The 12215-nt window shown below is 48.0% G+C and carries 11 protein-coding genes; 10 read left to right on the forward strand and 1 reads right to left on the reverse strand.

From position 1 onward, the window contains the following. The first annotated feature begins 170 nt into the window (after window positions 1-170). The 7 genes from KOI40_RS08455 (at window position 171) to KOI40_RS08485 (ending at window position 6700) form a co-directional block, all read left to right on the forward strand. On the forward strand, window positions 171-2006 hold the full coding sequence (locus KOI40_RS08455; protein WP_255568291.1) for a type VI secretion system Vgr family protein: 1836 nt from the start codon (window positions 171-173) through the stop codon (window positions 2004-2006). Between the two features lie 65 nt (window positions 2007-2071). Then, window positions 2072-2644 (forward strand): DUF6931 family protein, encoded by a 573-nt coding sequence (locus KOI40_RS08460; RefSeq protein ID WP_216097073.1) that lies wholly within the window; start codon window positions 2072-2074, stop codon window positions 2642-2644. Between the two features lie 136 nt (window positions 2645-2780). Then, window positions 2781-3074, forward strand: a complete 294-nt coding sequence (locus tag KOI40_RS08465) for a PAAR domain-containing protein (RefSeq protein WP_216097074.1) — start codon at window positions 2781-2783, stop codon at window positions 3072-3074. Beyond that, entirely contained in the window at window positions 3067-3540 is a 474-nt protein-coding gene (locus tag KOI40_RS08470) for a DUF6795 domain-containing protein (RefSeq protein ID WP_216097075.1), read from the forward strand. Before KOI40_RS08465 ends, KOI40_RS08470 begins: the two co-directional genes overlap by 8 nt. 84 nt (window positions 3541-3624) lie before the next feature. After that, window positions 3625-4818 (forward strand): lipase family protein, encoded by a 1194-nt coding sequence (locus KOI40_RS08475; RefSeq protein WP_216097076.1) that lies wholly within the window; start codon window positions 3625-3627, stop codon window positions 4816-4818. Between the two features lie 32 nt (window positions 4819-4850). After that, window positions 4851-5891, forward strand: coding sequence for a hypothetical protein (locus tag KOI40_RS08480; RefSeq protein WP_216097077.1), 1041 nt, complete (start codon window positions 4851-4853; stop codon window positions 5889-5891). After that, the gene (locus KOI40_RS08485; RefSeq protein WP_216097078.1) at window positions 5891-6700 is read left to right on the forward strand and encodes a hypothetical protein; all 810 of its coding nucleotides are present in this window, start codon (window positions 5891-5893) and stop codon (window positions 6698-6700) included. Before KOI40_RS08480 ends, KOI40_RS08485 begins: the two co-directional genes overlap by 1 nt. Window positions 6701-6728: 28 nt before the next feature. On the opposite strand, the gene KOI40_RS08490 is transcribed toward KOI40_RS08485, so the two are convergent. Continuing rightward, entirely contained in the window at window positions 6729-7298 is a 570-nt protein-coding gene (locus tag KOI40_RS08490) for a DUF416 family protein (RefSeq protein WP_216097079.1), read from the reverse strand. Between the two features lie 212 nt (window positions 7299-7510). On the opposite strand from KOI40_RS08490, the gene KOI40_RS08495 reads away from it, so the two are divergent. From KOI40_RS08495 to KOI40_RS08505, 3 genes are all read left to right on the forward strand, one after another. Continuing rightward, window positions 7511-8521: a DUF58 domain-containing protein gene (locus KOI40_RS08495; protein WP_216097080.1), complete on the forward strand. Its 1011-nt coding sequence runs from the start codon at window positions 7511-7513 to the stop codon at window positions 8519-8521. Beyond that, window positions 8518-10569, forward strand: coding sequence for a transglutaminase TgpA family protein (locus KOI40_RS08500; RefSeq protein WP_216097081.1), 2052 nt, complete (start codon window positions 8518-8520; stop codon window positions 10567-10569). The genes KOI40_RS08495 and KOI40_RS08500 overlap by 4 nt, the downstream gene beginning before the upstream one ends. A gap of 332 nt (window positions 10570-10901) precedes the next feature. Further along, the gene (locus KOI40_RS08505) at window positions 10902-12191 is read left to right on the forward strand and encodes an ammonium transporter (protein WP_216097082.1); all 1290 of its coding nucleotides are present in this window, start codon (window positions 10902-10904) and stop codon (window positions 12189-12191) included. Window positions 12192-12215 lie beyond the last annotated feature (24 nt).

Here is a 12215-nt window from a genome sequence, read left to right on the forward strand (position 1 = left end):
GTTATAGATATCGATTCTTGTGTTATCTAATCGTATTGTTAATAAAATCAGTGAACTGCTCTAAATTTTGAAGTATAAGATTTGAATGCTGGTGCTCATTAGGGCTCAATCGACGATTGACGATAAAAGCATCTTAACCATGAAATTGATTAGGGAAGATTAACAAGGTTATGCCTATCTTAAGCCAGGATCATCGACTAATACGCGTAGATTCACACTTGGGTGAATCAAAATTTATCGCTACTTATCTTTCCGGCCAGGAATTTGTCTCTGATCTCTTCAGATTCGATGTCGAGTTATTTTCTGATGACCATGAAATACAACAACAGGATGTTGTCGGTCATGCTCTTACCTTATCAATTTATAATAATGGCGAAGATAATCCCCGAATCATTCATGGGTATGTGAATCAATTTGCTTGTTATGATGTTGATGCCAGTGGTATGAGATGTTATCGGGCGACAGTCGTTCCCGGTTTTTGGTTTTTGACTCTGGGTGCCAAAAATAGAGTGTTTCACTCGAAAAGTGTTAAAAGCATAATCGAGGAGGTTTTAGGTGAATATAAAAAGGTTGTTTCATATAGCATCAAAGTCGACAAGCAGCATACTGATAATCGTGAATATTGTGTTCAGTTTGATGAAAGTGATTATGATTTTGTCCATCGATTGATGGCAGAAGAGGGCATAAGTTATTACTTCAAGCACACTAAAGGTAAGCATGAGCTTATCCTTACCGATGGAATTAAAGATTACTTTGACTGCTGCAAGCAAGACATTGAATATGATGGTGGCGGCAGTCAACCTGATAAATGCACTGTGCATCGTTGGCAGAGAGAGTTTTCCTATCATACCGGTGGTTTTGAATTCAAAGATTACAATGAATTCACCACGTCAAAAGATAATCTGAAAAGTGGTAGCACAAAAAACAATCTGAATGACGTTAGCAGTTATAAAACGCAGCGTTATGGAAGATATCAATTTGAAATAGATGGCGAAAATAAGCATAAATTTAACGATGGCGTAAATAAAGAGGTTGTTGATCGAGCGCTCGAGTTTCAGGAAATGGGTTTTGATGTAGGGCGTGGTGCCAGTGATGTGGTCGATTTTGCCGCGGGCGGAAAATTCACGCTTGAGCATCCAATCTCCAGTGAAAAAGGAAATTACTTGCTGATGCAGGTAAAGATGGTTGCGTCTGATGGAAATAATCGTGAGACCTCTTTTAAGAACGAATTCATTTGTGTGCCTTCGGATGTAACTCCCAGACCTGATCCGTCAGGTTTTGCCAAACAGATTCATCACCCTCAGCTGGCTACTGTGAAAGAGGTTAGAGCTAATCCAACCAGTGGAGGTCAGGATACCTTTACTCAAGTAAAAGTTGTGTTTCCCTGGAATTCCAGGCAGAACTCTTGCTGGATCAGGGTTGTTCAATCCTATGCAGGTAAAAATTGGGGAGCCAATTTCGTTCCGAGAAAAGATCAAGAGGTTGTTGTTACTTTTATTAATGGTGATCCTGAAAGGCCTCTGGTCACTGGTGCAGTTTACAATGGTACAAATACCGGGCCGAAATATACGTCAACTCAGAGCGGTTGGAAGACAGAGTTTGACGACAGTAAATTCAATGAGCTTAAGTTTGATGATAAGCCTGGTGAAGAAGAAATTTATATGGAGGCAGGTAGAGACCACAATTTCCTGATCCATAACGACCAATCAGGAAAGATTGAAAATGATCAATCTCTGGAAGTGGTCAATAATCGATCGATTACTGTTTCCAAGGGTAATGAAAGCAAGACCGTTAGCAAAGGAACACAAACTGTAGATGTTCAGGGAGCAATTAAAATAACCTCAAAGACGTCTATTACCCTCAAGGTGGGTGGTAGTAGCATCAAGATAGATCCGGCAGGAATTACCCTCAAAGCAGCCAAGATCGATAGTAAGGCCAGTGCCATGAGCACTGTTAAAGCCGGGGGAGTCTTAACGTTGAAGGGGGCTTTGACCAAAATCAATTGATTGGGGTTAGCTATAAAAGCTAGACCAGTTTCTGGTTGGCAGGGCAGATCAAAGGATATAAGTTGATGAATGATTGGGTAAAAGTGGCCGCTGTAAATGCTGGTGAATTAATGACTCACTTCGAATTAGAGGATAAGGCTGCTGAAGTATTGCACCCGGAATTAAACCCTCCTGGAGGTTTGATGGCATTGGTTGAAGCCGAGTGTCATTACGATGCGATTAAGTTTCTCGCCCATTGCCTTCCCAAGCGTGAAGCCGTGTGGTGGGCTTGTCTGGCGACCCGTCAAACGCAGACACCGGAGACGGACGAATTAAACGCGGCGGCACTGATTGCGGCGGAGGCCTGGGCGAAAAAACCGACTGAAGAAAACCGTCTCCGCTGTAAAGAGCTTGCTGAAAAAACCCGCTATGAAACCCCTGCCAGTTGGGCTGCAACGGCAGCAAGCTGGTCGACCGGTAGTATGTCAGAGCCGGGAGAGCCGGAGGTTAATCCTCCTGAGTATCTTTATGCACATGCAGTCGCGGGTAGTGTGACTCTGGCTGGAGGGCTGGTGAACATGGATGATCCTGCTGAAGGTATGCTGCGCTTTATCAAGCAGGGGGTTAATCTTGCTGAAGGTGGAAATGGCTTGGTCTGACCAGCCTGTGGTCCAGGCTGGGCTTCAGTTAGGGGCGCCACCATTTCAGAAAGGTCAGTTTTTAGGCGTAAGGGTTTGACAAACTCGACTTAACAGATGTGACAACTTGCAGTGGTAACGATTTGGGAAAACAGTTATGGGAAAACCAGCGTCCAGAATTACAGATATGCATGTATGTCCGATGGTGACAGGAACCGTACCTCATGTCGGCGGTCCGATTGTGTCACCGGGTGGACCGACGGTGATTATTGGTTTTTTGCCCTCAGCAACTGTGGGCAGCACTTGTGTTTGTATTGGGCCACCAGATACGGTGTGTTCTGGTAGTTCGACCGTATTGATTCAGGGTAAACCTGCCGCCCGGTTGGGGGATAGCACGGCTCATGGTGGCAAGATCGTACTGGGTTGTCCAACAGTATTGATAGGTGGTTAAATTGTTAAAAAAATTCACAGTATTGTTAAGCCTTGTTTTTTTATCAGCTAATGGATTTGGTATGTCTATTTTCGGTGCAGGTAACGCCTGTGTATTTTCTGAGGTTTCTGGATATTTGACCTTCAATGGAGAGCCATTGAAGGGCGCTACAGTCACCAGAGTCTCTGAATGGCAAAAAGAGAACACAGAATCTACGGTGTCTGATGAAAATGGACATTTCCATTTTGATGCATTGCATCAGGCTTCAGCGTCAAAATTGATTCCTTTCACTGAATTTGTCGCATCTCAATCCATTTCAGTTGGTGTGGATGGTGAAAGTTATGAAATCTGGAGTAATACAAAACGTGACGGGGATGAAAACTCTGAACTGGGCGGCAAGAATCTCAAACTTAAATGCGAAATCTCTGATGAGCTGCGTCTGGTAGAAGACTACGGTACGTTACTGGTGACAAATTGCACCTGGTGAGCGGCTATTTCTGATATGAAGTTGGTTCGGATGGTTGTTACATCATCAGAATGACTGAATTTTGATAATGACTGGAGAACAGGGATGACTCTCACACCCGACTATGCTGCTGCTTTGGCGAATAATATTTATTCTGTCAAAAACGAGGCGACTCAAAAAGGCTTTATCTTCAAGTACAAGAAAGATATGGAGTTGGGTGAGGCTTCAACCAATCCCAAGAAGAGTGCGGGTGGCAAACTTGCTTCCTCCGTGGCTTTGACTGGAACTACCGGCGGTATTATTTTCCTTAAGTCCACTCATGTCATGGGCATAACGGCTTATGGACAGGGCCCCCAGTTTGAAAAAGAAGCGTTTGTCGCATTAAAGGGGACTGCGAGTGGCTTTGATGCCTTAACCGATTTAAACGCAGGTCTTAAACGCGCATCCACTGGTGGTCTGGTGCATCAGGGGTTCTTCGATACCTTTCAGTCCTTTCTTCCTCAGTTGAAAGAGTTCGCAGCTAATTTGACAGAGCGAGGCGTTCACACAGTTCACTGTGTGGGGCACAGTTTGGGGGGCGCGTTGGCATCACTGGTTGCGGATTGGCTCTCATCCAATATCAAGGTGCAGGTTAATCTTTATACCTTTGGTGGTCCGCGACCTGGTTTGTCGCTCTTCTCCGATGCCTGTAGTAATAGGGTTGGCAGTAAAAATATTTATCGGGTCTATCACAATTTGGATCCTGTTCCGATGGTTCCGACCTGGCCCTTTGTGCACATGACGGATGATCGGGGCGATTACCGGCTGGCCTGTAATATGGCGCAAAATCCTGCGAAGTATCACAGTTGCGCAACCTATGTAGAAAGTGTTGGAAAGTCTGACGGAAACTGGTCAATTCTGAAAAGCTATAACGAGCCTAAACTGCTTGAGAGCACAATTACCGGCTGGCTTAAGTCTGACGGTCCGGTGTCGTTGACGTTAAACACATTAAAAGTCTTTAATGCCGCTTTGTTATGGGTGCTGAAAAAAGTAGCCAATGTGCTTTTCATTGGCCTTGTAGGCGCTGGGACGACAACATTTACTCTGCTGGATCGTATGGCTTACTTGATGCATCAAGGCCATGCTATTGGAAAAAAAGTGGGTTATTGGGTAGGGCGTCTGCTAAAGCGAATGGCCAAGATGATTGGCGTGACTATTACAAAAACCACTAATATGACATTGAGCCTGATTCGGTCGATGTTTTTCAGAATGTTTCACATGATCTCAGATTTAACGCGTCGTGCATCTATGTTGCTCTGACAACTCTGCAGTTTGTTAGGTAGCATTGTACTATGGGTATGGTAATGGTCTTTGGGTTGGCATTGTTGATGCTGGCCCTTGCAGTACTCACCTGGGTATTGGCTCAGCTGGGAGTGGATGTATCCTTCTGGCGGGTTTGCGGATACATTTTGATCACGCTGGTGTCTGTGGGAATTCTGTCCGCCACGTACAGTTATCTTCTGCGTATTTCAAATATCTATAACAAGGATCTGATTCACTTTGACACGATTGATCGTGTTGCCACGGAGTTCGTCTACCCTTACTTTACTTCGGGCTATCAAAATCGTGTTTCCTATCGTGATTTAACAAGCCATATGCGGGAGGTCGATCCTTTCTCCGGTAATGGCCTTGCTGTATTTGAAGACCATAGCACAGCTGAAATCACTCATTATCTGGCGCGAATTAATTCCGGAAAAGACCAGGCCTATACCTATTGGTCCGGGGCAGCATCGAATTATGACTCTGGACAACGCAGAGCCTACCTCGGCGAAGATGTCTCTGAATCCTATCGCTTTGACGACCTACTCTATGTGCGTCTTTTGTCTCAGCAACGTGAGCACTGGAAGAAAAGAATTGTTCTCGAAAATGTAGATGGAGAAATCATTTCTGAAATCGACGCCAGAGATGACTTTGCTGAGCTTAGTGCAATGAATCTATACACCTCTGGTGTCCTGTCGAAAAAGTCAGAGTCGGAAATCACTGACTTATACGATGGACATTACCTTCAGGTGTATAACTTTGATGGCAAAAATGCCTTCATTCTTTATGGCGTGAAAGCCAGGAATTACGACAGTTTCTTCAGTTCTCAAGGGTATTATTTACCTACCGTAATGAAGGTGGTGCTGGTGAATCAGGATCATCCAAAGGGAATAAATATTGCCAACATTCCTATTGAAAAAGGGACCCCTGTGGGTGCGTCAGGTGTGGATAATGGGGTGTTAATACACGCTGCAGATATGCGTGATAGAAAGAACGTCCGACATTATTATCATCAACTCTCACTCATCAGTTCTTATTCATCAACTACGAATACAGTAACGGACGCGAACTGATGCAAGATCCTGATTTCTCAGTTGTGTTTATTCCGCTGGTTAAGCCTCGAGCTGACCTTGAAGATTCCATATCAGCACTAAAGAAACACTTTCAGCTGAAGGATAAGCAGTTAAGTGCGTTATTCCGACAGCCCACGACAACGATCAAGCAACAGCTAACCTCAACTCAGGCCAAGTCTATGGTGCGGTTGTTATGGGGCCTGGGCTGGCACAGCGGAATACTGAAAAATCACTCAAGGGTTTACAGCACCATCGAGTCCGTAGAAATACAGTTCGATGTTGCGGGTCAAAGGCCATGCAATCAGTCGCCTGACCAGCTGGAATCACTGGAGTTTCCCAAGGGGTGGAGCCAGTTCGACAGCCTGAACCCCAAAGCTACCATCCAGGCGGGCAATGCTCAGGGACTGGCGTTCTGTATTGTGATTCCACAGGCTAAGTCGGATTTTGATCCTTCACCAAGTCATTATTCTTACAGTCAGGCGGTGTTGAAGTCTGCTGTTTCCCAATCTACTAATTGCGAAATTCTTCAATCCTGTCAGCCGAGGTTTGCAGAGACCACCGGTTGGCCGCTGTCTCTCTCTGAGTTTATCCTTTGGGATTTAAGTAACGGGACTCATTATCTGTTGGCCGTGTACGAGGGCAGGAAGCGCTTTTATTCGATTTATTGCTGGGCGGGATGTGGCGATTTTGCCCGGTTTCGCAACGACTTTTTGTTTGTGATTGAGAGCTTTCGACTGCATGATCACGCTGGAAGCTCTGATCAAGCTTCTACCCGGCGTAGATCTGCACTTGCTGCGCCAGTTTCCTGAGGTAAGTCCCCTAAGCTTCAAATATAACTTAAAGAGCAATGCCCAAATTGCTGCTGTCAAATTCTGAGAGCTGTTTGCGCAATTGTTTAATGATCTCAGGTTGTGCCTTTTTCTCACTCAGGCATGTTTTTAGCCACTGTTGCAGCTCCATCTCCTGGTCGTAGAGTTCGTGCTGTTGTTCCAACGGGTCGAATTCCTCCAATCCTTCAGACAGCGCAATAAACTGGCTCACGGTAGCCAGTGACAGGCCTTCGGCTGCCTCCATATCATCCGCGCTGTCATCCAGAATCATTTGCAGGGCACTGGTGAGTAACAGGCAGCAGTCCAGGGCGGGGTAGACCCCGTAGCCATCTTCTTCGGCGGGTTCGGGGGTCAGTTCCTCGAGTTGGAGCAGGGCTTTTTCAAGATTCTTCATGGAGTTGAGCTGTCCTGCCAGGTACTCCCAGACTTTATTAAGAATCTTGCGCAGCTGAGTGGCTTGTTCCGGAGCCTCAATGGTCTCGCAATACAGTGCGTAATTGGGGATGTGGCGTTCACAGAGTGCGGTAATAAATGCAATTTTTTCCCAGTGTTCGCGGTCGCCAGAGTGTACAGCCATAAAATTCGCCTGATTAGAGTGTCCGGTGGTTTTTGGTTTCCGGATCGGTGAGTACTGATTTGGTCGCTATATTATCAAATATTGCAGCAAAGTTTGTCTGTCAATGACCTGAAGCTCCTTGTCTTGCGAACGGAGCCCGCAGATTGTCGAGTGATTGGTAAAGTTGAGTGTCTACAGATGAACGGCCAGGGTTGATCGGTTATAGTAACTTTATGCCGCAACCTATTGATTCAGCATCTAAATTTCCTGTTTTCGGAGCCTTGCGCGAGTCTCTGGATAGACGTTTTAAGGCCTGGATGCTTCCTCGTCTTAAGCCTGCCCGTGCTCATCGATTAACCAATAAGCGTTTGTTTATTGTTCCCTCACGTGCTGGGTTGGGGTTTCTTGCGGTTGTGGTGCTGTTGTGGTTGACCGGGACCAACTATGAGAACAACGTAATTCTTGGCTTGGCATTTTTTCTGACAGCTTTGTTTGTAGTCAGCATTCATCATACTTTTTTCAATATGTCCGGATTGCTCGTCGAAGGTACACGTACTGATCCCTGTTTTGTGGGAGAGGATGGCGAGATCGAGATCCGTGTCTCCTGTCGCAAATCTACCGACAAGGAAAGCATTACCCTCAAATTTGATGGTGGGCGTGCCACAACCGTCGATTTGCTGAATCAACACTCAGTGATGGTGAAGTTGTTTACACCTGGTGAACACAGAGGTTGGTATCAACCACCACGACTGATGGTGGAGAGTTTTTATCCTTTGGGAATTATCCGTTGCTGGAGCTGGTTGGTACTCGATGTTCCCATTCTGGTTTACCCCCAACCGGTTGCCGGCGATATCCCGTTAAGCCAGTCGGCTTCTCATGAAGGAGAGCGACTGGAGGAGGCGGGTGCCGAGGACTTTTACGGTTTTAAACCCTATCAGACGGGCGTGTCGCCCAAGCATATCGCCTGGAAACACTATGCCAGAGGGCAGGGGTTGTACAGTAAGGAATACGCCAGTTATCGGGAGAAAAGCCTGTGGCTCGATTGGGAGGCACTTGAGGGGTTGAGTACAGAGGCCAGATTGTCCCGCCTGTGTTATTGGGTGATCAAATTATCCGCCACCCAGCAGCCATACGGTTTGCGCTTGCCGGGTCAGACGATTTCTCCATCCGTTGGGGTGGAGCATAAACATCAGATGCTGAAAACTCTGGCTCTGTTTCGGGCTCCGTCTGGAGCAGCGCCATGAGTGGTACCGAACGCTACCTTTTGCCCCGCAACAGTTTGCTGTGGCTGATTACGGCTCAGGGACTGGCCATCGCACCCATGCTGCTGGTTCTGCCGGCCTGGCTGATGGGACTCTGGACTCTGGTGTTGATCTGGCGGCTGCAGGAATTCCGCGGGCGATGGCCCATGCCGGGAAAATGGGTCAAGACACTGATGGTGGTGGTCTGTGTCGCAGGTTTGTTTGTGTCGTTTGGACGCCTGCTGGGGCTGGAGCCCATGGTCACCATGCTGATTTGTGCCTTGTTACTCAAACAGCTTGAGATGCAGCGTCGCAAAGATGCCTTGCTTCTGGTCTATCTCACGTTCTTTTTGATCGGGGTGCAGTTTCTGTTCAGTCAGACCCTGTTGGCGTGTCTGTATGGCGCTGTATGTCTGTGGTGTGCGATCAGTTCCATGCTCAGTATGCATCAACCAACAGGGCATGAGCGGCCGTGGCGCTCACTGCGATTGGCCGGAAGATTGTTCCTGCATACTGTGCCCCTGATGATTCTGCTGTTTTTGGTGATGCCTCGCTTTGGATCACTTTGGTCTGTTCCCAGTCCCACTCAATCGGCCAAAACCGGGGTCAGTGACAGTATGTCTCCGGGTGATTTTTCCCGCTTGTCCCGCGCAGGTGGGGTAGCCTTCAGAGTCAGTTTCGAAAGGCCGCGCCCACCGCAGGATCAATTGTATTGGCGTGGATTGGTGTTTTCTGACTTTGATGGACGAAGCTGGAGTCAGATCAAGGGGCGTAACTGGGGTTATCGCGAGGGAGCTTTGGTCAATTGGCAGCAGGGACCAAAGTCAGATTGGCGAAACGATGCAGAGTTGTTGGGTGATGATGCTTCTGAACCTTTGACATACAACATCATTATGGAAGCCAGCCACCAATCCTGGTTGTACAGTTTGATGGTACCTGTGGAGTTTGAACAGGACCCTCTCTATGGGGTGACCCGCGATTTTACCCTGTTGCGTCGTCAGCCGGTGCATCAGCGACTGCAGTATGAAGTGACATCACAATTGGATTACCGTCTGCAGCCTGAGTCGTTGAGCCCCCGACAGCGCAAACTGGAATTAGCATTACCGGATGGCTACAACCCGCAGTCGCTGGCAAAAGCGGCTGAGTGGCGTCAGCAAAGTGACTCGGAACAAGAGTATCTGAATCGGGTTTTGGCCTTTTATCGGGACAACTTTTTCTACACCCTTGAACCTCCAGCCTTGGGGCGAGACAGTGTGGACGAGTTTCTCTGGCAGACCCAGCGAGGGTTTTGTGAACATTTCGCCAGCAGTTTTGTGGTCCTTATGCGTGCCGGGGGCATCCCCGCCAGAGTGGTGGCCGGGTATCAGGGGGGCGAATATAACCCGGTAGAGGATTATCTGGTGGTGCATCAATACGATGCCCACGCCTGGGCTGAAGTCTGGCTGGAGGGTAAGGGCTGGACGCGAGTGGATCCGACCGCAGCAGTGGCTCCGAATCGGGTGCAAAGCAGTCTTGGAGAGTTGCAGTCAGATATGGTCGAAGGAGCCATGTCTTTGGGCAGGTATCGGCACCTGAAATGGATTGGTCAGCTGCGAATGGAGTGGGATGCGCTCAATTATCGCTGGCACAAAGCGGTTATCAATTTTGACAGTGAAGCACAAAACCAGCTTCTCAACCGCTGGTTGGGTGGCGTTAGCCCTCTTAAATTAGTGTTGTTTATTCTGCTGGCTGGTGGCGGTTTGTTATTGTTGATGAGCCTGCACTTGTGGTGGCGGGCTCGGCCTGAGCCGAAGTCTCTGGCGTTGCGACAATGTGCTCGATTTGAGCGCTTGCTCAAGCGCAAGGGGTGGATCCGTCCTGCCGATGAGCCCATCGGTGAATTTGCTTCAAGAGTGTCATCGTCATTGTCTGCAAAACACCCTAAAACTGCCGGTGCAGTGTCTGAATTTGCCCGGTTATTTGAGCTTGAGCAGTATGCAGGCACACCTGTTTCGGCCTCTCAGTGGCGTCGTAGTCTCAAAAACCTTCAACAGACTTTACGGGCGTTATAGCTTTATTTCTGATGGTGTTTTCCTCTTTTACGTCTCTAAAAACGGGTTCCAAAATGGTGCGCAAGCCAATTTATTGAACCATGTCTGTGCAAAATTAAACTTTTTTACGATTGGTGTAATTGGATGCGGGCTTTTGTCTTGAGAAAAGCAAAAGCGCTGTGCACAATAATGTTCGGTTTGCGGCTCCAAAACAGTGCGAGATTTATAACTCGCTGAATTATAAAGAAATATTTTGGTGCTTTATTTGGTGTGTTGGTGCGTGTCGGTGAATGATACGTTGGTATCCATCCAAGACTAGAACGCGCACCTTTCAAGCTTGGCGGAAAGAGACTATGAAAAAAATAAGTGTTTTGGCGGCTCTCATGGGCATGTCATTTGGTGTGATGGCTGACGATGGTCTGAGCGGTGCGAACACCGCCTGGATGTTAACGGCAACGGCCCTGGTGTTGTTTATGACCTTGCCTGGACTGTCACTGTTCTACGCGGGTTTGGTGCGCTCCAAAAACGTATTGTCTGTTCTGATGCAATGTTTTGCCATTGCCTGTGTGGCGTCGCTGTTGTGGCTCATCGTGGGTTACAGTCTGAGTTTTGGCGAGGGCAGTGCCTGGGTTGGTGATTTCAGCCGGGTCTTTATGGATGGGATGCAACGCGACAGCTTGTCGGGTGATATTCCAGAATCCCTGTTCTTTATGTTTCAAATGACGTTCGCAATCATTACTCCTGCCCTGATTGTGGGGGCTTTTGCTGAGCGTATGAAATTCTCCTCTGTACTGATTTTCAGTGTGCTTTGGTCATTGGCAGTGTATTTCCCAGTGTGCCATTGGGTGTGGGGCGGCGGCTGGATGTCTGAGCTGGGCGTGGTGGACTTCGCTGGTGGTATTGTTGTTCATATCACCGCTGGCGTTGCCGCGCTGGTTGCTGCGATGGTCATTGGCAATCGTAAAGGCTTTCCGACTACGGCTATGCCGCCACACAACATGACCATGACGATCACCGGTGCGGGTATGCTCTGGGTAGGCTGGTTTGGCTTTAACGGTGGTAGTGCTCTGGCGGCCAATGGCGATGCGGCCATGGCCATGACTGTGACCCATATTTCTGCAGCCGCGGGTTCTCTGGCATGGGTCATTATGGAGTGGATCAAGTTTGGCAAGCCAAGCGTGCTCGGTATTGTGACCGGCATGGTGGCAGGTCTGGGTACGATCACTCCTGCTTCCGGCTTTGTCGGTCCGGCGGGGGCGTTGGTGATTGGTATTCTGGCAGGCATTATTTGCTTCTATATGACCCAAATCGTGAAGCGCACCTGGAAGATTGATGACTCCCTCGATGTTTTCCCGGTTCACGGTATCGGTGGTGTCCTGGGAAGCCTGCTGGTCGCGGTGTTTGCATCGCCCGATCTGGGTATCTTCAGCGGCTTTGGCACCGGTATGGAGAACTACTCGATTCTGGCTCAGCTGAAAGCACAGGTTATTGGTGTTGTGGTTGCCTTCGTCTATACCGCGGTACTGACCTTTGTGCTGCTGAAACTGACCTCCGTACTGACTGGCGGTATTCGTGTCTCTGCTGAAACTGAAACGGCGGGTCTGGATATTACCTCCCATGAGGAGTCAGGTTACAAGTTCTGATACAGAGCTGGTTTCAGCTGTGTA

It is taken from the genome of Pseudomaricurvus albidus, from assembly GCF_018863235.1.
Classification (GTDB): Bacteria; Pseudomonadota; Gammaproteobacteria; order Pseudomonadales; family Cellvibrionaceae; genus Pseudomaricurvus; species Pseudomaricurvus albidus.

Excerpts from the sequence above, each read along its gene's own strand:
- KOI40_RS08455 (WP_255568291.1), top strand. The coding sequence starts at position 171 with ATGCCTATCTTAAGCCAGGATCATCGACTAATACGCGTAGATTCACAC.
- KOI40_RS08460 (WP_216097073.1), top strand. The coding sequence starts at position 2,072 with ATGAATGATTGGGTAAAAGTGGCCGCTGTAAATGCTGGTGAATTAATG.
- KOI40_RS08465 (WP_216097074.1), top strand. The coding sequence starts at position 2,781 with ATGGGAAAACCAGCGTCCAGAATTACAGATATGCATGTATGTCCGATG.
- KOI40_RS08475 (WP_216097076.1), top strand. The coding sequence starts at position 3,625 with ATGACTCTCACACCCGACTATGCTGCTGCTTTGGCGAATAATATTTAT.
- KOI40_RS08480 (WP_216097077.1), top strand. The coding sequence starts at position 4,851 with ATGGGTATGGTAATGGTCTTTGGGTTGGCATTGTTGATGCTGGCCCTT.
- KOI40_RS08485 (WP_216097078.1), top strand. The coding sequence starts at position 5,891 with ATGCAAGATCCTGATTTCTCAGTTGTGTTTATTCCGCTGGTTAAGCCT.
- KOI40_RS08490 (WP_216097079.1), bottom strand. The coding sequence starts at position 7,298 with ATGGCTGTACACTCTGGCGACCGCGAACACTGGGAAAAAATTGCATTT.
- KOI40_RS08495 (WP_216097080.1), top strand. The coding sequence starts at position 7,511 with ATGCCGCAACCTATTGATTCAGCATCTAAATTTCCTGTTTTCGGAGCC.
- KOI40_RS08500 (WP_216097081.1), top strand. The coding sequence starts at position 8,518 with ATGAGTGGTACCGAACGCTACCTTTTGCCCCGCAACAGTTTGCTGTGG.
- KOI40_RS08505 (WP_216097082.1), top strand. The coding sequence starts at position 10,902 with ATGAAAAAAATAAGTGTTTTGGCGGCTCTCATGGGCATGTCATTTGGT.